Source organism: Hymenobacter nitidus, assembly GCF_020447315.1.
Taxonomy (GTDB): Bacteria; Bacteroidota; Bacteroidia; order Cytophagales; family Hymenobacteraceae; genus Hymenobacter; species Hymenobacter nitidus.
The window spans coordinates 517,161-536,778 of the sequence record NZ_JAJADQ010000002.1; the positions used below are offsets into that span (position 1 = coordinate 517,161).

Consider the following 19,618-nt stretch of genomic DNA (forward strand, 5'->3'; position numbering starts at 1 on the left):
TCTACTTCCCTTTTCTAAATAGGTAGGATACAAAGATATAAGAATAATAAAATCGGGAAGCAGGCCGCTTGGCTTTATTCCGTGGTGCGGATGCCGGGCGTGCTTTGGATGCAATTAAGTGGCTGTAAGTCAGCTTCCATTCCCGACACGCCAACCCGGAAAACGGGCAAATAATAACGCGGAGCGGGCCACCTAATCTTTTCGGGGGTCGTATAGCTGAGCAACACCAACCGCGTAAGCTGATGGAAACTCCCTATTTTAAGCCCATACCAACTGACTTGCCCGAGCAGGAAGCAGTGGCCCGCCTGAAGCGGCAGCGCCATGCCGAATGGGGTATTGCGGTAGCGTCAATGGGCGGCACCGGCCCCAAGCCCGCGCTGCTGCTTGAGTTGCAACGCTACATCGATGGCGAACTAACCATTCAGCAGATTGCTCAGCTGCCCTACCCGCCCGAGGTCAACCAATCGACGGCCCTACAGGCCATTCTTACCCGCGAGCGGCTTACCAACGCTGCGTAAGGCAAAAAAGCCTGGCCACTTGGCCAGGCTTTTTTTGTACTACCATTGGCATGGCAGGCCAGCAGGACCGTGAAGGAGCCGGCTTACTGGGCCTGCCGGGGCTGGAGCAGCTGGAAGGCTTCTTCATTGCCCTGCTGCACGGCCAGATCAAGGGCGGTAAGGCCCCGCGCATCCCGGATGGTGGTATCGGCACCGGCTTCGAGGACAAGCTTTACCAGGTTATTGCGCCCAAAAAGGGTAGCAAACATCAGGGCCGTGCCACCATTGCCATTCTGCAGATCCAGGTGGGCGCCGTGCTCAATAAGAAGCGTGGCAATGGCGGGATACCCTTTAAAGCAGACGCCCATCAGGGCCGTATTGCCGCTCACGTCCTGGACGTTAGGATCAGCACCGGCGGCCAGCAGCGCCCGGGTAGCTTCCAGCTGCTCGTCGTAGGCGGCCACGATGAGGGGAGTAAAGCCTTTGCCATTTTGCACGTTTACGTCCACCTGCTGCAGCAGCTCCTGCAGGTGGGGTACGTCGCCGCGCCGGGCGGCATCAAAGAGTAAGTCTTCGGGGCGGGCAGAAGAAAAATCCATCAGTTTTCAGAGTGTGATTTACGCATATGCTCCCCCCACTACGGAATTAAAGGTCCGCATGATTACTCCACCGGGAAATTTAGCACGCTACCGGTTTAGGCGCCGCTCATGGTCGGCCCGACCTGCATAACCGATGCTGCAGGAAAAGGGGCCGCGGTAGTGCCACACAGCCTGGGACATCAGGTAATGCTAGCCGTAACGCCTCACCCTACAGCGCACTGATAAATTGGTACTTAACTTTTATTGCCAGCGTTTGGTGCACGCCGCAATACAGGAAGCGATGCTCGGACTAATTACTGCTTTAGGCCTCAGCAATAGCAGTGAGAGTTCTAAACTCCAAATTAAAAATAGTGACAAACCCTCAACTGCCCCAAAGCAATTTCTGCACGCTCCCAGATAACCCCACATTTTTATCCGAGTTGTGAGCTATCCGTACCTGACCTTTGGGGGTTGGATACCGCGGCACCCCAAACGGTAATTGATTTTGTCCGACACGCATAAAAAAAGCGCCGGTAGCGGCGCTTTTTTTATGCGTGTCGGACAAAATCCGGTGTATACTACTCAGCAGCGGCAGCTTTGGGCTTACGGCCACGCTTGGCGCCATTCGGGTTGGTTGCGCGGGGCTTGCGCACTTTGGCAGCGGGCTGATAGTCATCGGCCAACACCGTTTCCATATCGGCTACGGCCTGATTCAGGGCATTGATGGCGGAGGCAACGCCCCGCAGCGCCTTGCGCAAATCCTTCTTAACAACGTCGCTGTTTTTAGCTGACTTAAGGACCTCTTCGAATTGGCTGAAATCTAATGCCATGCTGCAGTTTCTTTAGAGTGGATGAAAAATAGCGCTAGCCGGTGACCAACACTGCCGCAAACGTAACATATTGATTTTCGTTTTCAATTAATTTAAATAAAAGTTTTAAACTCGTTACACAAATAACATTGTCAATAGCAGCGGCTGAAATTTCAGACGACTGCTGAATATGGCTGAGCTTGCGGCTTTACGCGCGCAGCGGCAAGCAGGTATATTGACAGAGCGTACATCTTTTCCCGTATTCTTTTTCACAACCGATGCCGGCCGATTGCAGGCTTCTTGCAGTGTTGCTGCTTGCAGCAAGGTGACATTTACGAAAATCCGGTCTGCGAAGCGCACTTTATTTACACCCTACTGCCACCATGCTTAGTCTATAAGGCATCCGCAGCTCACGGTTTTCCGGCCCCGGCCGGCGGCGGGCTCGTAGTGATACCAAGGCGCAGAAAGGCCCTATCAAAATATCGTCTCATCCGTATTGCAGCAAACGTTCTATGTTAGGTGGCCTCCGCCCAGTGCCGCCCCAACCTCCCCTCTGGTGCATGTCCGATCATCTAAACTTCTTTCGCCCACTCATTGAGAATAGCCAGGCCGTACACTTTGTGTACGACCTGACCAGCCACCAACTCGTCTACGTCAGCGACGCGTACGAGCGGATTATCGGTGATCCTGCCCAGCATGTTCAGGAAGACCTGCCCCTGTGGCTAACCCGCCTCCACCCCGACGACCACCAGTACGTGCGCCGGCGGCTCGAGCAGGCGGCGCCCGATGAGCTGGTTGAGAACGTGGACCTGCGCGTGGCGGGCCCCAATGAAACGACCCAGTGGCTATGCCTGACGGCCTGCCGACAGCAGCCAGCGGCTCAGCAGCACTACCTGGTCGGGAGCCTGCGCGACGTTACGGCTGAGAAGGAGCGTATCATCAACGCGGAAAAGTTTAATACCAAGAAAAACGCTACGCTTGAAATTCTGGCCCACGATCTGGCCACGCCCATGGTGCTCCTCCAACAGCTGACCGGGTATCTGGCCAAAGGAGTTCAGAGCCATCTGACGCCCCCGCTGCAGGAGCTGGTGCACCTTATGGAGCGCACTTGCTCCGACGGCGTCAACCTAATCCGAGACTTTGTTGACAACGAGTTTATGGAGTCAACCAGCGTCCAACTCAAACGGGAGAGAATCAACCTTGTGCCCTGGCTCGGCACCCTGCTGGAAGAATACCAGCGCGCCGAGCGCCAGATTAATCTGAATTTTACCTACTTACCCCCTGCCGAGCCTGTTTATATTCAGCTGGACATCAACAAATTTCAACAGGTAATTAATAATCTGATCAGCAACGCCATCAAGTTTACACCCGATGGCGGGCATATAACTGTGAGCCTGGAGCAGCAACCGGAGCAAATACTTGTTACGGTGCAGGACACGGGTATCGGCATTGCTGAAGCGCAGCAAGCCGTATTGTTTGAAAGGTTTACACCTGCTCGTCGCACGGGCCTGCGGGGCGAAAAAACCACCGGCCTGGGAATGTCAATTATCAAAAGCATCGTGACGCTTCACCAGGGTCGTATTTGGTTATCGAGCCGGGAAGGCGAAGGCAGTGCTTTTTACATTGCACTGCCTACCCAAGATGCATAAGGAGGAAACGCAGAACGCCTATTCCCGCCTAGCAGCAACGGTCAATTACACCTACTTGTCAGCAGCAAGATGAAAAAGCAGCCTGCTTTTTCTCTTTGCGTTGAAGTACTAATAATTTCCAGACACAGAAATTAAATCGGCAGGACCAGTAGGCAGTAAATGCGGCTTCAATTATGTATTCGTACTGCCCGCAGAAATATAATGCTGTTATAAATAGGCGCAAACAACCAACTGGTATAAAGAAGACTTGTATGCACGGAATAAAGAGAACATAACTAGCCTTGTGCAATAGTCATAAATATCTAATTCAGGTAGGTTTAGAATGCATTAACACGACTATAGCTCAATACTCTATTTCACCTCATTACTGATCCACTGTATTGGTACAGCAAATTTCTGTACTGGCAGTATATCTATTTCTATGAAGCGGCATGAGGGATACATCCCCTATATTACTAGGAATGCTATTTGGCCTAGATTCCACCACCGCTTTACTCTGGCAGCTGCAACACAACAATAAACCCCTTGCAAACGGATTTGCAAGGGGTTTATGTAAAAGAGCCTCCTGTCGGGATCGAACCAACGACCTACTGATTACAAGTCAGTTGCTCTACCAGCTGAGCTAAGGAGGCGAATTGTGGTGCAAAACTAGTGTTTCACACCCAATTCACAAACTACGACCGAATAATTTTCAGTTGTTTTTTCAGACCGTCAATCCGGCCTTTCGCTTCATCAATGCGGCCCTGGTATTCCTCGCGCAGCTGATTGGCGTTTTTCGAGCGCGCAAAGAACTCAAGGTTAGTCTGTAGCGTGGCAATGTCGTTTTCGACTTCGTTGATTTCCCGGCGCAGCGCCTGCTCCTTACGGTAGAGGGCCTGCTGCGAATCGGGGCTCGACTTGAGGCGCTCAACCTGCAGCTGAAACAGCAGATCATTGCGCTCGGCGTAGGCCAGGCCCGGTACGGCATCCAGGTATTTGCCCATCAGGGTCTGGAATTTCTCCTCGGCCCGCTCGGCCGAGCCACGCGGGCCGTTGTTGGCGCTATCAAAGGCCCGCCACTCTTCCACGTGCTGGCGGAAACCTTCCAGGCTACCCGGCGCATCAGCGGAGAGGGCCGCTACGGCTTCGGCTACCCGGTCGAGGTGGGTGGCCTGCTCCTGCGACACCTGCTGGGCCTGCTGCACCCGCTGCTTGGCTTCCTCGTTTTTACGCTCGAAGAAAGAGTCGCAGGCGGTGCGGAAGCGGTTCCACACCTTGTCCGACTGCTTCTCGGGCACGCGGCCAATGAGCTTCCACTCCTTCTGCAGGCGAATCACGATTTCGCGGCCTTCTTCCCAGTTCGGATTTTGCAAGGCAGCTTCAGCCTGGTCGCACAAATCCAGCTTGCGCTGCAGATTGGCATTCTTCTCCTCGTCGAGCGACTTGAAGAACTGATTTTTACGCTGGAAGAAGCCTTTGTAAGCGGCCCAGAACTGCTTGTTGAGCTGCTCGGCTTTGTCGCGGGGCACGAGGCCGGCGGCATCCCACTCCTCTTTTAGCTTTTGTAGCTCGTCGGTTTTGGCGCGCCACTCGTTTACACGCTCCGTCTGGAACTCGGCAAACGGCTTGATTTGCTCCAGCAAAGCGGATTTGCGGGTCAGGTTGGCGTTTTCCTGGGTCGAGCGCACGTTCAGGAATTCCTTCTTACGGTCGTGCACTTTTTCGGAGGCCAGCAGAAACCGGTTCCAGATGGCGTCGCGCTGCTCGTTGGATACCGGACCGATGTGCTTCCACTCCTCGTGCAGCTGGCGCAACTCCTGCAGCGCCTTATTGATGCTGGGCTGATTGGCCAGCGCCTCAGCGCGCGCAATCAGAGCTTCCTTGGCTTCAAGGTTACGACGGCGGTCCAGCTCCTTCATTTCGAAGAACAGGCCGCGGTTGTTGTAGTAAATATCGAGCAGGGCGTGGTAGCTGTTCCAGATTTCCTGGGCGTCTTTCTGGGGCACCGCGCCGGTAGCCTTCCAGTCGTTTTGCAGAGCCTTGATGCGGATGGAGCTATCCTTGGTTTCGGCCGATTCTACGAGCTGGCGCAACTGAGACAGCAAATACTGCTTGTGGGCCAGGTTCTTGGCGCGCTGCTCGTCCTCGGCGCGGGCATCCTTGGCCCGGCTGTCGCGGAACTCCTGCAGGGCTTTGGTTAGCTCAGAGTGGCCCTCGGGGCCGTTGTAGGCAAAATCATCGGCCTCACCGCCGCCTTCCGTGAAGCGCTGCCGGGCTGCGTTGCGGTCAGCATTGATGCCGGTTTCGTACTGGCGGTGCAGGTCAAAAATCTGCTTGCGGTTCTGGCGGGCATCGGGGCGGCGCAGCAAAGCCAGCAAGTGGGAAGCCTGGGCCGGTAAATCCAGCGTGGTGAAATCCGGAACGGGAATTTCCGGTACGTACTCTTCTTCTTCCTCCGTGCCGGCGTGGGCGGCAGCTTCGGCGGCCTCCGCGGCCGAATCATTGGCCGAAGTGGGCAGAGCCGCAACCGGAGCCGGGGCGTTTTCGATGTCGGCCGCCGTTTCCAGGGCTACCACCGGCTCATTCACAGCCGAAACGGGAGCTTCAGAAGTTGCATCCGGCTGAGAAGCGGTTTGCTGGGGTACAATAGCGGCGGTTTCCGTCAATGCGTCTGCTTCGGCGGTTGTGGCTGATGGAGTAGAAAGCGGAGTATTTACTGCTTCAGCTGCCTCGGCCGACTGCACGCCGGGATTGTCGTGGCCATAGTGGCTTTCGGCCCGGGCCAAGGGCTCGGAAACAGCGGGGGCTTCAGTAGCGCTGCTTGGGTGCTGCGCTTCGGCAGCGGCTTCGGTGGCAGCGGCCGTGGGCTCGGCAGTGCCGGCACCGGCAGCAGTATCGGCGACGGGCGGAGTACCCTGGGCCGGACGTTCGGTTATGTCGTTGGTCGTGGTGGAGGCCACCGGGGCCACGGGAGCCGGCTCGTTAGGGGCGGTAGCCGGCGCGGCCGGGGGGGTAGCGGCCGCATCAGCCGGGCTTTGCTTGGCCTGAATTTCGGCCAGGCGGCGCTCCAGAATGCTCATCGGCGACTCCGAAGCGTCGTCGGAGTGGTTGGGGGCGGAATTCTCGTTTTCAGGTAACATAGGTCAAAGGAAAAGGCCTGGCGCAGGAAAAGAAATGGGTGGCCCGGCAGCGAAGAAAGCAAAGCTAATTTAGGCGGGGGTCGAGCGGATAGTTGGACAGGACCCGGAAGCGCCCCCCTTTTTCACGCAAAATGGCTTGCCAGAAGGCATCATTATCCAAAGTAAATACTTTCCCGGCAGCATTGGGGTGCACTATCCAAACATTTTCCTTCACTTCCTCCTCCAACTGGCCGGCCGTCCAGCCCGAATACCCCGCGTACAGCCGGATATCATCGGGCTGCAGCTCGCCACTGAGCAGCAGGCCCAGCACCACCTGAAAATCGCCGCCCCAGTACACGTCCTGCCCCAAATCAATGGCGTTGGGAATGTCGGCGCGGCGGTGCAGATAGTGCAGCGTATCGGGGTAGACGGGGCCGCCCAGGCCCAGGGGCAGGCGGGCCGCCGGCGAGGCATCGCCGCCGGGCAGCTCCAGCACGTCGCCGAGCAGCAGGTTGGAGGGGCGGTTGAGCACCAAGCCAAACGAGCCTTCCTCCTCGGAATGGCGGCACATCAGCACCACTGTGCGCTCGAAGTTCGGGTCGCCCAGAAAGGGCTGCGAAATCAATAAACTACTGTCGCGGAGCCGAGGCATGAAAGAAGAGGTTGACGAGTAAACGATACGCGAAAGGCCGGTAAAGCGACGCTTCTGTCGAAGTGTCCGGAGCAGCTCAGGGCCGGGGCAGCAGCAAGCAAGCTGCCCGGCTGGTTAGGCGAAGAAAAAGCCGGGGGTGGCTTTATCCTTACGCTATTGGAGCCGCGCTAGGTTCCCAAGGGTGCGGTCAATATACTACCTTGCGCCTCTAAAGCCACTGAGCCCTATTTTTTCGGAAGTTTAACGGTATGACAGATCAACAATTAGCCGACCTGCGCCAGACGTACTCGCAGCGGACCCTCTCGGAAACCGACGTGCAGGCCGATGCCGTGCAGCAGTTCCGGCAGTGGCTCGACGAAGCCCTGAGCGCCCACCTCGACGAGCCCACCGCCATGACCGTCTCGACGGTAAATGCGGCCGGGCAGCCCTCGGCCCGGGTGGTGCTGCTCAAGGGCCTGCCCGACGACGCGGGATTTCTGTTTTATACCAACTACGACAGCCGCAAAGGCCACGACCTGAGCGAGCAGCCGCTGGCGGCCCTCACCTTCTTCTGGCCCGGCCTGGAGCGGCAGGTGCGCGTGGAAGGCCGGGTGGAAAAAGCGCCGGCAGCTTTGTCGGACGCCTACTTCCAGAGCCGGCCGCGCGGCAGCCAGATCGGGGCCTGGGCTTCGCCCCAGAGCCAGGCTATCAGGGGCCGGGAAGAGCTGGAAGGCCAGGAAAAGGAAGTTGAGCAGCGCTTTGCCGGCCAAGACCCACTGCCCCGCCCCCCGCACTGGGGCGGCTACATCGTGCGCCCCGAGCGGGTCGAGTTCTGGCAGGGCCGCCCCAGCCGCCTCCACGACCGAATCGTATACGAGCGGGCCGGCCAAGGCTGGACGCTGAGCCGTCTGGCCCCCTGATGTGAACTGGTCAGATGGTGACATAGTGAGTTGTCGTTCGAACCGCGCAACCGGCGCCAGCAGAACCTCAACCTCCCCATTTCACCATCTCCCTGTCTCCCCATTTCACCACCTCACCCTCTCCACACTTGGCTGAAATTCAACCCGTCCGCGGCTGGCGTTACAACGCGGCCCTGAGTGCCCACATTGATGACTATGTTTCGCCCCTGTTCGACGTGGTATCGGCCAAGCAGCGGGAGGCGCTGTATCGGAATGAGCTGAACAGCATCCATTTGTCGGTGCCGCGGGGGCAGGACCCGGCCGGCGAAGCGCTGGCCCGCCTCACGCAGTGGCAAGAGCAGGGCGTGCTGCGCCAGGATGAAATGCCGGGCATCTACGTCTACTACCAGTATTTCCGGCTGCCGGGCAGCAGCCGCGAGTATTGCCGCAAGGGCTTTATGTGCCATATCCGGGCCTACGACTGGGCCGAAAATGTGGTGCTGCGCCACGAAAACACGCTGCCCGCCGCCGTCAACGACCGGGCCGAGCTGCTGGCTCGCACCCAGTTTCAGACCAGCGCCACCCACGGCCTCTACCGCGACGATGCCTTCGAGCTGGAGCACTACCTCGACGAAGCCATTGCCGACCCGCTCTACCAGACCGAGGAAGACTACCAGGGTGCCCGCGACGTGCTGGCCGTGATTCAGGATGCGGCCATCATCCGGCGGTTTCAGCAGGTGCTGGGCGAGCGGGAAGTTATTCTGGCCGACGGGCACCACCGCTACGAAGGCTCGTTGGCCTACCGCCAGGCCCGCATAGCGGCCGAGCCCGGGAATTCGGGCCGGGAGCCGTGGCACTTCCACTTGATGTACCTGACCAACGCGGCAGCCGACGATTTGCGCATTCTGCCCACCCACCGCCTGCTGCTGGAGCTGCCCGACGGTATGGCGGACGCGGAGTTTCTGACCCGCCTGGAGCCCTACTTCACCGTGCTGCCCAAGGACGACATTTACGATTTGCCCGAGCTGATTGCCGGCAAGCCCTGGGCGTTTGGCCTCTACATCGGCGGGCAGGCCTACAAGCTGCGCCTGCGCCCCGAGGCGCACGAGCAGCTGAGCTGGGACACCACACCGGAGGTGAAAGCCCTGGATCTGACGGTGCTGCACTTCTTTGTGCTGGAAAAGGCCCTCGGCATCGTGGGGCCCGATGCGCAGCGCACCTGGCCGGGCGTGGCCTACGTGCGCAACTTCTCCGAGTGCCTCAGCCGCGTAGACCGGCAGGAAGCCCGCGCCGCCCTCATCGTGAATGAAGTAACGATGGAGGAAGTGGAGCGCGTGTGCCATTCCGGGGCCGTTATGCCGCCCAAATCAACATTTTTCTACCCCAAAACCATCGGTGGATTTCTGTTTACCTCCATCCGCGACGACGAACACGACAATGCCTTCTACGCTCCCCACCTTGCGCCTGGTTCTGGCCTCTAACTCCCCACGCCGTCGGCAGCTGCTCACCGACCTGGGCTTGCGCTATGAGGTGCGCCTGCGGGAAGTGGATGAAAGCTTTCCAGCCCATTTGCACCGCGCCGAAGTAGCCGAGTACCTGGCCGCCCACAAGGCCGAGGCCTACCGCGCCGACCTGGCCCCCGACGAAGTGGTGCTCACGGCCGATACCATCGTGTGCCTGGATGACGACGTGCTCAACAAACCCGCCGACGAAGCCGAGGCCCGCGCCATGCTCACGCGCCTGCAGGGCCGCGCCCACGACGTATACACCGGCGTGTGTCTGCTCAGCGGCACTGGGCAGCGCACCGTTTTCTCCGACCAGACGCGGGTACACTTCCGCAGCCTTACGCCCGCCGAAATTGCGTTCTACGTGCGCACCTGCCAGCCCCTCGACAAAGCCGGGGCCTACGGCGCCCAGGACTGGATTGGCATGGTGGCCGTGACCAAGCTCGAAGGCTCTTATTTCAACGTGATGGGCCTGCCCGTGCACCGGGTATGGGAGGAGCTGGAGAAGCTGGGAATAGCGACATTGGGACAGTCAAGCTAAACGAATGCTTTAAGTCTGTAATGCTGCGGCAACCGCCACGCGGAGGCTGGCGGCTCCGGACTCTGCTCCTGCCGGGCTGGCGTCAGTTATGGCGGTGTAGAGTAGGTCTGACGGTAGCCGACCGCGCATATCTTGGCTTTCTATAACCAGGGATGAAAACGCTGTGCGGCACGAAGCGAATAACCGGCCGAGCGGGCCTGCGTACTTCTTATGGTTCAGTTGCGGGCCTTCCGCTCCCGCTGTAAAACTCCCATTTTCCCGGTTGCCCATGCTGCATAGCTTCCTGTTTGCGCCCTTCGCCGACCCAGCCAGCCAGGCGCAGTATGACGCGGTGCTGGCCGCTCTGCAGCGGGAAGCTCACCCCGGCACGACCTTGCTGCTGGGCAACTTCAGCGTGGGCCAGGAACCGATGGATGCGGTAGTTGTGCGGCGGCACAGCATCACGGCCCTGCTGTTTGTGCCCGGCCGCGGGCAGCTCAGCATTCCGCGCCTCGATGAGCCCTGGCTCCTGGATGGCCGACCATTAGCGGAGCCGGCCCCGACCAGCCCCTTCGTACAATTTCAGCGCCAGCAGCCGGTGCTGGCCGCCTGGCTGGGCACCGATTTGAGCGCCCTGCCCGTTCCGGCGGCGGCCGTAACGGGTGTTGTCGTGTTTGCAGATACCGTGACGTTTGACCCGGGTGTAGAGCACCAGCTGCGCCAGCAGCCCGGCACCGACGCTTTCCAACTCTTACGCCAGGCCCCGCATCTGCCCCGCCGGCTCTGGCAGCTTACCCGTCCGGAAATTGAGCTAAGTGAGGAAGCCCTGCAAAGCTGGGCCCGCGACCTGGCCACCGACGCCCCGGAGCGCACCGAGGATGTGCTCGAAGAAGTTTCGGAGCTGGTAGCGCCCATGGGCTTCTGGGAACACAAGGCCCGGCAGCTCTGGCAGTGGCTCGGGGCCGAAGACATTCCGCTGGACCGGCCCTACGGCTACCAGGAGGCGGATACGGAAGATGCCAGCCGCGACGAAAAGCTTCGGCTGGAGCAAATCCGGCAGCAGGTGCGCGCCGAGCTGCGGGTGCAGCAACAGGCCGCCGCCGAGCGGGAAGCCGCCCGTGACCAGCTCATTGCTCAGCTGCAGGCGCAGTTGCAGCAAGCCTCGGCCAGGGCCCCGGAGGCCGCGGCGCTGCAAGCCCGGCTGGCGGCTGAAATGCATGAAAAAGTTTCGCTGCAGGAAACGGTGCGCCGCACGCAGGCCGAGGCGGCGGCCCGCAACGAGGTACTGGACAGCCGCATCGAGCAGCTTGGCAGCCTGATGCAGCAGCTGCAGGCCCGCCCCGGTGCGGTATCAGCTCCGGCTCCGGCTCCTGGGCTTCCGTCTGCTTCGGACGCCACCGGCCCCCTATCATCCCCGACACCCCGCCTTCCCAGGCCCGCCCCGGCCGCCGCACGGCCCGCCGCAGGCTGGCAGCTGCAGTGGCACCGGGTAGCGGTAGTAGCCGCCGTAGCGGGCGGCCTGGGCTGGGGCGTGTGGGGTGTCCTACACTTGGCCTCCAGGCTGAGCGGCAAACCGGCAGTTAGTCAGGCTGCTTCCTCCCGCCGAGGGCCAGCCAACAGCCAACCCGCCCAGCAGGCCGCAACCCCGGAAGTCGACCAGGCCTTGCTCGATTCGCTTAGCACGGAGGAAGAGCCGGAGCAACTCCCAACGGAAGCTGCCGACTCCGTGGCCCGGCCCGCCGAACCCGTCGATTCCTCGGAAGTAATGCCTGAACTCGCCGAGCCGGAGCTGGACGACACCTCAGACTAATTCACAACCTAAGCGCTGCTACTTCAGCCGGTCGTAGCGCAGCAGGGCCTCCAGATAGTAATAATCGGCGTAAACCAGCGGGGCATCTACTTCGGTTTTGGCCGGCTTGTGGGCCACGCAATGCTTGATCAGAAAGTTGTGGTTGTCGCCTGCCGCGGCCCGATAAGCCGGGCTGCTCAGGCTTACCAGCATCTGCTCAGCGGCCTGCCGGTAGCGTTTCGCGTCGGCGGCGGGGCTGTACTGCTGCAGCTCCAACAGGGCCGAGGCCACAATGGCCGCCGCGGAGGCGTCGCGCTCCTCTGCGGGAATGCCGGGGGCGTTGAAATCCCAGTACGGAATCTTGTCGGCCGGCAGGTTGGGGTGGCTCAGGAAGAAGTCGGCGGTTTTGCGGGCCTGCTGGCGGTAGCGGTCCAGCCGGGTTTCGCGGTAAAGCATCGTGTAGCCGTAGATTGCCCAGGCCTGTCCCCGGGCCCAGGCCGAGTTATCGGCGGCACCCTGGGCCGTTTTTTTGGCCAGCACCTGCCCTTTCTCGTCGTAGCATACCACGTGGTAGGTGCTGCCGTCGGGCCGGAAGTGGTGCCGGAGCGTGTTATCGGCGTGGGTGATGCTCAAGCGGCGCAGCGTGGAGTCGCCGCTGGTCCGGGCGGCCCAGCACAGCAGCTCCAGATTCATCATGTTGTCGATGATAACTGGGTAGTTGTAGCCGGCAAAGTCGTTCCAGGACTTAATCAGGCCCACTTCCGGCCTGAAGCGCGTGGCCAGGGACCTAGCGCCCGTGAGTAATACGGGTTGGTAGGCGGGATTCTGGGTCAGGCGGTAGCCGTTGCCAAACGGGCAGTACAGCATGAAGCCTAAATCGTGGGTGCCGGTATTGTGCTGTTCCCGCTGCATGGCCATGGTCCACTGGTCGGCGGCCTGCTGCCACTGCGGCTGCTTGGTGTATTCGTACATATACCAGAGCGTGCCGCCGAAAAAGCCGCTGGTCCACCACTCCGACTTGGTATCCTTCAGCGTACCGTCGGGCCGGGTAGAATACGGGAATTTCGTCTGATCGGGGTGGGTTTTCAGCAGACGCGTCAGCTGTTCCCCGGCCCGCGCCAACTCCTGCTTCACGTCGACTTTGCGCTTTTGGGCGGTAGCAGCAAGGCTGGAAACCAGCAGTAGCAGGGCGGGCAGCCACGAGGTGCGGAAGGCAAAGGGTTTCAAGGCAGAACGGTTGAAAGGCGTGAATGAAATCTGACCGCAAGTAAAGCGTCCTGCCGGGTATTTGCCGATCTATCTACCCAAACGTTTACGGAGGGTTGGCAAGCGCCTTGCGGGCCGGAAAACAGCCCAAAAAAGCGGCTCCCCCGGTTACCAGGGGAGCCGCTTGCTCAGGCGCTTACGAGCGTGTTACTAGTACGGCTTGGCGTCGTGGGCCGTAGCTTCGGCCTGGGCCACGGCTTCCGAGCCGCGGGCTTCGTTGTACTGGTTGCCGCCCTCGGCCGTTTTGCCGTTGCGGGCCTGCTCCAGCCCCTGGGCCAGGCGCTGGCCCCAATCCGGGTCGCAGCTGGTGCAGAGCTCCACCATTTTGTCGCTCACGCGGCGGTCGGCATCGGCCAGGGCACCCACCATGTTGTTGATCAAATCGTCCCGTTCCCAGTCCTCGTGCAGGCGGTACCGCTCCCCGGCCTGCTTGAAGTTGTTCTGCCGGTCGATGGTCTGACGCATCAGGCGGCCCTTGTACTCGGGCATGTGGTCGGGGGCGCTGCGGGGCGCTTCTTTCAGACCATTGAGCGAGCTGGGCTCGTAGTTGATGTGCAGGTTCTGGTTCGGGGCCGAATCGACGTGGTAGGCCATCTGCCCGTCGCGCTGGTTCGTAGCCACGTGCTTCTTGGGCGCGTTAATCGGTAGCTGCAAGTAGTTGGTACCCACGCGGTAGCGCTGGGTATCGGAGTACGAGAAGGTACGCCCCTGCAGCATCTTGTCGTCCGAGAAGTCGAGGCCGTCGACCAGCACGCCGGTACCGAAGGCCGACTGCTCCACCTCGGCGAAGTAGTTTTCGGGGTTGCGGTTCAGCGTCATCTTGCCCACGGGCAGGAAAGGAAACTGATCCTCGGGCCAGATCTTGGTATCGTCCAGTGGGTCGAAGTCCAGCTCGGGGTGCTCGTCGTCGCTCATAATCTGCACGCACAGCTCCCACTCGGGGAATTCGCCCTTGGCAATGTGCTCGAACAGATCCTGGGTGGCGTGGTTGAAGTTCTTGGCCTGAATGGCCTCGGCTTCCTGGGCCGTCAGGTTTTTGATGCCCTGCAGCGGCTCCCAGTGGTATTTCACCAGCACGGCCTCGCCCTGGGCATTCACCCACTTGTAGGTATTTACGCCCGAGCCCTGCATCTGGCGGTAGTTGGCCGGAATGCCCCAGGGCGAGAACAGGAAGGAAACCATGTGCATGGCCTCGGGGGTATTGCAGATAAAGTCAAAAATCCGCTCCCCGCTCTGGCGGTTGGTGACCGGGTCGGGCTTCTGGGAGTGAATCAGGTCCGGGAACTTCATGGCGTCGCGGATAAAGAACACCTTCAGGTTGTTGCCCACTAGGTCCCAGTTGCCGTCTTCGGTGTAGAACTTCACGGCGAAGCCGCGCGGGTCGCGCAGGGTTTCGGGCGAGTGGCCGCCGTGACCTACGGTGCTGAAACGCACGAAAACCGGCGTCTGCTTGCCTTTTTCCTGGAACAACTTAGCGCGGGTATACTTGGCAATCGGCTCGCCGCCCACTGTGCCATAGGCTTCGAACACGCCGTGGGCCCCGGCGCCGCGGGCGTGCACCACCCGCTCCGGAATCCGCTCCCGGTCGAAGTGGCTGATCTTTTCAATGAAGGCGTAGTTTTCCAGCGTGGCCGCGCCCCGGTTGCCCACGGTGCGGATGTTCTGGTTGTTGGTGAGCGGGTGACCCTGGCGGGTGGTCAGCGTCTGCGCGTTTTCGCCGTCGGCCGTGCGGCCGTCGTGCGAGGTGCCCGCGCCGGTTACGGCCGTGCCCGTGCCGTCGCCCGACACAGGGTGGCCATTGGAGCCAGCCGTGCCATTCTGGTTCTTTTCTTCGTTCTGTGCCATTGGTATTTTGGGATGGATTGGAAGTAGTAAAATACCAAAAAAGAGCGAGAAAGTTGTATGCTGACTCTCGCTCCGGCTCCTTCCAAGGGCAGCAGGCCGGCAGCCAACCAGCGGCCCGGAGGTCTTGGCCCAGGCAATACAGCCGGTGCCGGCGGGCGCTAAGTCGTTTGAACTGAAGCAGGTCGGAAGCCAGCCGGGCTAACCAGCTCAACCGTAGGTTCCTGGCAGGCCAGCTGGATAGCGGCGCCCAAATCTTACACCTTGGCCCGACTGGCTACCAGGGCTATGCACAGGCCCATGACGGCAATAATGGCGAAGGAAATCCGCAGGCTGAAGGCGCCGGCGACCAGCCCAATCAGTGGCGGCCCGATGAGGAAGCCCAGAAATCCGACCGTTGACACGGCGGCCAGGGCCACGCCCGGCGACATCGTGGAGGCCCTGCCCGCGGCGCTGTACACCAGCGGCACCACCGCCGACACGCCGAAGCCCACCAGCAAAAACCCCAGCACGGCCGTGGGCAGGGCCGGCAGCAGCACGGCCAGTAGCAGCCCGGAAGCCGTCAGCAGCCCCGAGCCCTGCAGCACGGCCCGCACCCCGAAGCGGTGGGCGAACCAGTCGGCCACGAAGCGCCCCCCGGCCATGGTGCTCATAAAAGCAGTGTAGCCCACGCCCACCCAGGCTTTTTCGGCCTGCACCACCTTGCGAAAGTAAATCCCGCTCCAGTCGAACATAGCCCCTTCGCAGATCATGGAGCAAAAGGCAATAAGGCCCAGCACCAGCAGTTCTTTGTCGGGCCGGGCGAAAATGGGCTGATTGGCCTCCCCGCCCCGGTCTGCGCGCAGCGTGAAGGGCCAGCAGACCACGACTCCGACCAGAATAACACCCCAGACCAGCGCGAAATGGCCCAGCGGGTCAATGCCCCGCGCCAGCATCACAGTACCCACAGCCGCCCCCGTGAAGCCCGCCAGGCTCCAGACTCCGTGAAAAGCGGCCATGATGGGGCGCTGATACAGGGCTTCTACTCCCACCGCCTGGGTATTGACGGAGATATTCATCAGGTTGCTGGTCACGCCGTAGAGAAACAGGCAGCCCACGAGCTGGTACAGATTCTGGGCCCAGCCGATGCTGACGAGCGTGCTGCTGTAGAGAATAGCGCCTACCAAGGCCATTCTGCGGCTGCCCTGCGTGGCCACCAGCCATCCGGAAAGCGGCAAGGACAGCATCAGGCCCACGGGCAAGGCAAAGAGAACCCCACCCAGCTCGGCCTCCGACAAGCCCATCTTCTGCTGAATACTCGGGATGCGGGAAGCCCAGGAGGCAAAGCACAGGCCCTGGAGGAAAAACAGGGCGCTGACGGCCACGCGGTGCCGCGCGGGCGAAACGCGGGCGGGAGAAAGTATTGACAACATAAGATTCTGATTCAAAGCCGGTGTGTGCTTGCCACTGCAAGTATCGGAGCAGGCTACGAACAAGGCCCATAGCTCGGCATCTGGCGGCCCTTTCTGGCCTAGGGCAGCTGAGTTGTTGGAGCCAATTGCAGGCCCTGCAACCCAACCATGGGCGGCCCGCTGGGCACCGGGGCGGGGCGGCCCACAACAACCGCGCTAAAAAGTTTCACCGGCGGGAACGAATTCATTCCCTTCGGGCTTTGGAGGGCCACTTCCCCCCGGACGTGACCAATGCGTACCTGAGTTAGCCGAGTAGATGAAAAAATTGTTACTGTTCAAGAAGTCCAGGCCCCAGGAGCAGCTCCGCCAGCGAATTCAGAACGAGCTTGCCAAGCAGATGCAGCTGATAGGCACCTTATCGGAAAAGTGCCAATCCGTGACTAACTCCCAGCTGCTGGAATGCCTGCCATTGCTCCTGACCTTCAACCCACGGGATGTGCGCGGCTGGCAGGATACGGAGCACCATGGCGCCTCGCTCAGCCTCTCTTTCCGGGGAAATTACCAGCTGGTTCTTACCATTTTCTGCCCGCCCAACGACGCGCAGCCCTGGTACCCCGACGCAAAGATCTTCGTGTATAAAGGCTCCCAGCTGGCCACGTATCTGGCTTGCCACCACGGCCACCTCGCGGCAGCTCTGCACCGCAGCCTGCAGGTAATAAACCAGCCCCAGGGAATATTGACGGCGAAATAACCCGGGCCGCTAGTGCCCGCGGGCCAGCAGGGCAATGCCCAGCACAATGCTAACCAGCCCCAGCGCCTGGGGCCACGACAGCGCCTCGCGCAGCACCACCAGGCCCAGCACGGCCGTCAGCAGCACCGAGCCGCCCACGATGACGGGCGTGCCGACGGAGGAGGAAACGCCGCGGCTGAAGACCACGAACGTCAGGATTTCGGCCAGGCCCACGCCCAGCCCGGCCAGCGCCGCCAGCCCCAGGCCCTTGGAGGTAATGGGCAGTGGCTGCCCTAGCAGCTTAAGGCGCAGCAGCCACACGGCCCCCAGCCCCGCCGCCACGATTTGGAGCACGACGGCCCCTACGGCTGCCGGAATATGGTCGGCGGCCAGCTTGATGAAGAAGTTATAGAGCGCCAGGCAGAAAGCCGTGAGCAGCGCCAGGGCCAGCCAGGGCATATTATTTCAGGCGTTCGAGCAGGCCGTGCTGCAGCTGCTGCCAGTTGGCGTAGTCGTCCTTGCTGGCCCACTGCTCCTGCAGCTCCGACTTTTTCAGGATGGCTTCCACGGCGCCGATGGCCAGCTCGCGCAGGTCCTCACTTTCCGAGGCATCCAGCTTCACAATCACCGGAATCAGGTCGACGGGAAACTCCTTGGCGGGCTTGCCCAGAATGGCCGCCACGATTTCGGCCGCGGCCAGGGCCTCACTGGCCTCTTCCGTCTCCAAAGCGCCTTCTTCCTCGGCGGCCGTCGCCAGCGCCTCGTAGAGCACGGCTTCAGAATGGTTGTCACGGAAATCCTCGGCGAAGTCGGCCGCCGCGTCGTTGTCGAAGTTGTAGTAGCCCCAAGTACCCATAGTAGTTTCAGTTTTTAGGAGTAGCTAACGTAAAGTCGCTACGAATTGGTTGGCTGTGACAATCTTGTATCCGGGCCTAATGCATATTCAACCGCGCGCCAGCGGCCCTGTTTGGCGGCAATCCAGCGGTAGTCATTTCTATCCTCAGAATCTGAGCTCCAGTCCAGATCTTCGGCCCAGTACAGAGTTTCATCTTGCCAGTAGCAAACTGCTTCGAATAGCATGCTGGCGGTAATATCCGAGTTCTTCTCATCTTGTACCCAATTGAAGTCCACAACATCTTCAAACAGGATTTCAATGGTAGAAGCGTCCGAAAACTGGTTTTGAAACAGCATTCGGACGAATGTGCGGTTATCAAAATTCATGCTCCGCTGCTCGTCTACAAACTTCCGGGTTTGCAGCGCCATTTCCTTCAAACAGCTGTCATGAAACCGCCGGTACACCAGCATTAGGTGGTCAACATCAGCTTGACTGGCCAGTACATTCCACATAAACCGCTACCGGAACTTCTCCTTGAGAATCTCCAGCTCCACGGCCGGCGAAATCTTCTCGTAGAGCACATGATACGCCGCCGCGGTAATGGGCATGTGCACGCCCAGCTTCTTGTTGAGCTCATGAATGCTCTTGACGGCGTAGTAGCCCTCGGCCACCATGTTCATCTCCATCTGCGCCGACTTCACCGAGTAGCCCCGGCCTATCATGTTGCCGAAGGTGCGGTTGCGCGAAAACTGCGAGTAGGCCGTCACCAGCAAATCACCCAGGTAGGCCGAGGCCGACAAGTCGCGGGGCTGCGGGTTCATGGCGTGCACGAAGCGGCGCATCTCCTGCACCGCATTGCTGACCAGCACCGCCTGGAAATTGTCGCCGTAGCCCAAGCCGTGGGCAATGCCGCAGGTCAGGGCAATGATGTTTTTCATGACGGCGAAGTACTCGATGCCGTCGAGGTCTTCCATCGGGTAGGCCTTCACGAAGCGGTTGCGCAAGAGCAGGCTGAAGTTTTCGGCCAGCTCCAGGCTGGGCGAGCCGATGGTCAGGTAGCTCTGCTTTTCCAGGGCCACTTCCTCGGCGTGGCAGGGCCCGGCCACGACGCCAATCCGCTCGTGGGGCAGCCGAAACCGCTCGGCCACGTAGTCGGTTACCAGCACGTTTTTGCTCGGCACCATGCCCTTGATGGCCGAAATGACGCGCTTGTTTTTGAGCATGTCGCGGTCCAGCTTCTCCAGGGTGCTCTGCACGAAGGCGGCCGGCACGGCCAGCACCAGCCAGTCGGCTTCTTCTACCGTCTCCTTCAGGTCGGTGGAGGGAAATACGCGGTTCAGGTCGAAGGCTACGGAGGACAGGTAGCGCGGATTGTGGCGGGTGCGCAGCAGGTGGTGCACGTCGTCCTTGCTGCGCATCCACCAGCCCACGCGGGCACCGTTTTCCGACAGAATCTTGGTAAGCGCGGTGGCCCAGGAGCCGCCGCCAATCATGGCTATTTTGTCCACCGGGAAATGGGAATTTTAGGGTCAGGGAGCCGAGTTTAGGCAAAAAAAATGAGAGGCCGGAAGCAAAACCT

18 protein-coding genes and 1 tRNA gene are annotated in these 19,618 nt (G+C 60.4%); 7 read left to right on the top strand and 12 right to left on the bottom strand.

Translation table 11 applies throughout. The features are described 5' to 3' along the window. Positions 1-242 precede the first annotated feature (242 nt). Positions 243-518, top strand: a complete 276-nt coding sequence (locus LGH70_RS05610; protein ID WP_226183504.1) for a hypothetical protein — start codon at positions 243-245, stop codon at positions 516-518. 83 nt (positions 519-601) lie between these two features. Here LGH70_RS05610 and LGH70_RS05615 read toward each other — a convergent pair whose 3' ends face one another. Next, positions 602-1,096, bottom strand: a complete 495-nt coding sequence (locus LGH70_RS05615) for an ankyrin repeat domain-containing protein (RefSeq protein WP_226183505.1) — start codon at positions 1,094-1,096, stop codon at positions 602-604. A gap of 557 nt (positions 1,097-1,653) precedes the next feature. Continuing rightward, a complete protein-coding gene (locus tag LGH70_RS05620; protein WP_226183506.1) occupies positions 1,654-1,905 on the bottom strand; it encodes a hypothetical protein in 252 nt (83 codons plus the stop codon). A gap of 539 nt (positions 1,906-2,444) precedes the next feature. Here LGH70_RS05620 and LGH70_RS05625 point away from each other — a divergent pair. Beyond that, the gene (locus tag LGH70_RS05625) at positions 2,445-3,533 is read left to right on the top strand and encodes a PAS domain-containing sensor histidine kinase (RefSeq protein ID WP_226183507.1); all 1,089 of its coding nucleotides are present in this window, start codon (positions 2,445-2,447) and stop codon (positions 3,531-3,533) included. Between the two features lie 559 nt (positions 3,534-4,092). Here LGH70_RS05625 and LGH70_RS05630 read toward each other — a convergent pair. From LGH70_RS05630 to LGH70_RS05640, 3 genes are all read right to left on the bottom strand, one after another. Then, positions 4,093-4,165, bottom strand: a tRNA-Thr gene (locus LGH70_RS05630). A 42-nt stretch (positions 4,166-4,207) separates the two neighbouring features. Beyond that, positions 4,208-6,652, bottom strand: coding sequence for a DUF349 domain-containing protein (locus LGH70_RS05635; protein ID WP_226183508.1), 2,445 nt, complete (start codon positions 6,650-6,652; stop codon positions 4,208-4,210). Positions 6,653-6,716: 64 nt separating this feature from the next. Continuing rightward, positions 6,717-7,283: a YqgE/AlgH family protein gene (locus LGH70_RS05640; RefSeq protein WP_226183510.1), complete on the bottom strand. Its 567-nt coding sequence runs from the start codon at positions 7,281-7,283 to the stop codon at positions 6,717-6,719. Between the two features lie 248 nt (positions 7,284-7,531). Between LGH70_RS05640 and pdxH the strand changes: the two genes are divergently transcribed. The 4 genes from pdxH (at position 7,532) to LGH70_RS05660 (ending at position 11,996) form a co-directional block, all read left to right on the top strand. Further along, positions 7,532-8,182, top strand: coding sequence for a pyridoxamine 5'-phosphate oxidase (gene pdxH, locus LGH70_RS05645; RefSeq protein WP_226183512.1), 651 nt, complete (start codon positions 7,532-7,534; stop codon positions 8,180-8,182). Positions 8,183-8,310: 128 nt separating this feature from the next. Then, on the top strand, positions 8,311-9,642 hold the full coding sequence (locus LGH70_RS05650) for a DUF1015 domain-containing protein (RefSeq protein WP_226183514.1): 1,332 nt from the start codon (positions 8,311-8,313) through the stop codon (positions 9,640-9,642). After that, positions 9,620-10,207, top strand: a complete 588-nt coding sequence (locus LGH70_RS05655) for a Maf family nucleotide pyrophosphatase (protein ID WP_348533736.1) — start codon at positions 9,620-9,622, stop codon at positions 10,205-10,207. Before LGH70_RS05650 ends, LGH70_RS05655 begins: the two co-directional genes overlap by 23 nt. 268 nt (positions 10,208-10,475) lie before the next feature. Then, positions 10,476-11,996 carry a hypothetical protein gene (locus LGH70_RS05660; protein WP_226183518.1) on the top strand — a complete coding sequence of 507 codons (1,521 nt, stop codon included), beginning with the start codon at positions 10,476-10,478 and terminating at the stop codon, positions 11,994-11,996. 18 nt (positions 11,997-12,014) lie between these two features. On the opposite strand, the gene LGH70_RS05665 is transcribed toward LGH70_RS05660, so the two are convergent. From LGH70_RS05665 to LGH70_RS05675, 3 genes are all read right to left on the bottom strand, one after another. Further along, complete coding sequence (locus tag LGH70_RS05665; protein WP_226183520.1) at positions 12,015-13,202, bottom strand: glycoside hydrolase family 88 protein; 1,188 nt, start codon at positions 13,200-13,202, stop codon at positions 12,015-12,017. 189 nt (positions 13,203-13,391) lie between these two features. Further along, positions 13,392-15,086 carry a catalase gene (locus LGH70_RS05670; protein ID WP_226183522.1) on the bottom strand — a complete coding sequence of 565 codons (1,695 nt, stop codon included), beginning with the start codon at positions 15,084-15,086 and terminating at the stop codon, positions 13,392-13,394. A gap of 254 nt (positions 15,087-15,340) precedes the next feature. Then, positions 15,341-16,495 (bottom strand): MFS transporter, encoded by a 1,155-nt coding sequence (locus LGH70_RS05675; protein ID WP_226183524.1) that lies wholly within the window; start codon positions 16,493-16,495, stop codon positions 15,341-15,343. A gap of 295 nt (positions 16,496-16,790) precedes the next feature. On the opposite strand from LGH70_RS05675, the gene LGH70_RS05680 reads away from it, so the two are divergent. Further along, a complete protein-coding gene (locus tag LGH70_RS05680) occupies positions 16,791-17,225 on the top strand; it encodes a hypothetical protein (RefSeq protein ID WP_226183526.1) in 435 nt (144 codons plus the stop codon). Positions 17,226-17,234: 9 nt separating this feature from the next. Here LGH70_RS05680 and LGH70_RS05685 read toward each other — a convergent pair whose 3' ends face one another. The 4 genes from LGH70_RS05685 to LGH70_RS05700 are packed head-to-tail and all read right to left on the bottom strand — an operon-like array spanning position 17,235 to position 19,547. Beyond that, positions 17,235-17,663, bottom strand: a complete 429-nt coding sequence (locus LGH70_RS05685; RefSeq protein WP_226183528.1) for an EamA family transporter — start codon at positions 17,661-17,663, stop codon at positions 17,235-17,237. Position 17,664: 1 nt separating this feature from the next. Beyond that, positions 17,665-18,060 carry a DUF4259 domain-containing protein gene (locus tag LGH70_RS05690; protein ID WP_226183530.1) on the bottom strand — a complete coding sequence of 132 codons (396 nt, stop codon included), beginning with the start codon at positions 18,058-18,060 and terminating at the stop codon, positions 17,665-17,667. 38 nt (positions 18,061-18,098) lie between these two features. Then, positions 18,099-18,551 carry a hypothetical protein gene (locus LGH70_RS05695; RefSeq protein WP_226183532.1) on the bottom strand — a complete coding sequence of 151 codons (453 nt, stop codon included), beginning with the start codon at positions 18,549-18,551 and terminating at the stop codon, positions 18,099-18,101. Positions 18,552-18,557: 6 nt separating this feature from the next. Further along, positions 18,558-19,547: an NAD(P)H-dependent glycerol-3-phosphate dehydrogenase gene (locus tag LGH70_RS05700; RefSeq protein ID WP_226183534.1), complete on the bottom strand. Its 990-nt coding sequence runs from the start codon at positions 19,545-19,547 to the stop codon at positions 18,558-18,560. Positions 19,548-19,618: the final 71 nt, after the last annotated feature.

Bases quoted from the DNA above. Each gene is read 5' to 3' on its own strand.
- LGH70_RS05610 (WP_226183504.1), top strand. From the start codon at position 243: ATGGAAACTCCCTATTTTAAGCCCATACCAACTGACTTGCCCGAGCAG.
- LGH70_RS05615 (WP_226183505.1), bottom strand. From the start codon at position 1,096: ATGGATTTTTCTTCTGCCCGCCCCGAAGACTTACTCTTTGATGCCGCC.
- LGH70_RS05620 (WP_226183506.1), bottom strand. From the start codon at position 1,905: ATGGCATTAGATTTCAGCCAATTCGAAGAGGTCCTTAAGTCAGCTAAA.
- LGH70_RS05625 (WP_226183507.1), top strand. From the start codon at position 2,445: ATGTCCGATCATCTAAACTTCTTTCGCCCACTCATTGAGAATAGCCAG.
- LGH70_RS05635 (WP_226183508.1), bottom strand. From the start codon at position 6,652: ATGTTACCTGAAAACGAGAATTCCGCCCCCAACCACTCCGACGACGCT.
- LGH70_RS05640 (WP_226183510.1), bottom strand. From the start codon at position 7,283: ATGCCTCGGCTCCGCGACAGTAGTTTATTGATTTCGCAGCCCTTTCTG.
- pdxH (WP_226183512.1), top strand. From the start codon at position 7,532: ATGACAGATCAACAATTAGCCGACCTGCGCCAGACGTACTCGCAGCGG.
- LGH70_RS05660 (WP_226183518.1), top strand. From the start codon at position 10,476: ATGCTGCATAGCTTCCTGTTTGCGCCCTTCGCCGACCCAGCCAGCCAG.
- LGH70_RS05670 (WP_226183522.1), bottom strand. From the start codon at position 15,086: ATGGCACAGAACGAAGAAAAGAACCAGAATGGCACGGCTGGCTCCAAT.
- LGH70_RS05675 (WP_226183524.1), bottom strand. From the start codon at position 16,495: ATGTTGTCAATACTTTCTCCCGCCCGCGTTTCGCCCGCGCGGCACCGC.
- LGH70_RS05680 (WP_226183526.1), top strand. From the start codon at position 16,791: ATGAAAAAATTGTTACTGTTCAAGAAGTCCAGGCCCCAGGAGCAGCTC.
- LGH70_RS05685 (WP_226183528.1), bottom strand. From the start codon at position 17,663: ATGCCCTGGCTGGCCCTGGCGCTGCTCACGGCTTTCTGCCTGGCGCTC.
- LGH70_RS05690 (WP_226183530.1), bottom strand. From the start codon at position 18,060: ATGGGTACTTGGGGCTACTACAACTTCGACAACGACGCGGCGGCCGAC.
- LGH70_RS05695 (WP_226183532.1), bottom strand. From the start codon at position 18,551: ATGTGGAATGTACTGGCCAGTCAAGCTGATGTTGACCACCTAATGCTG.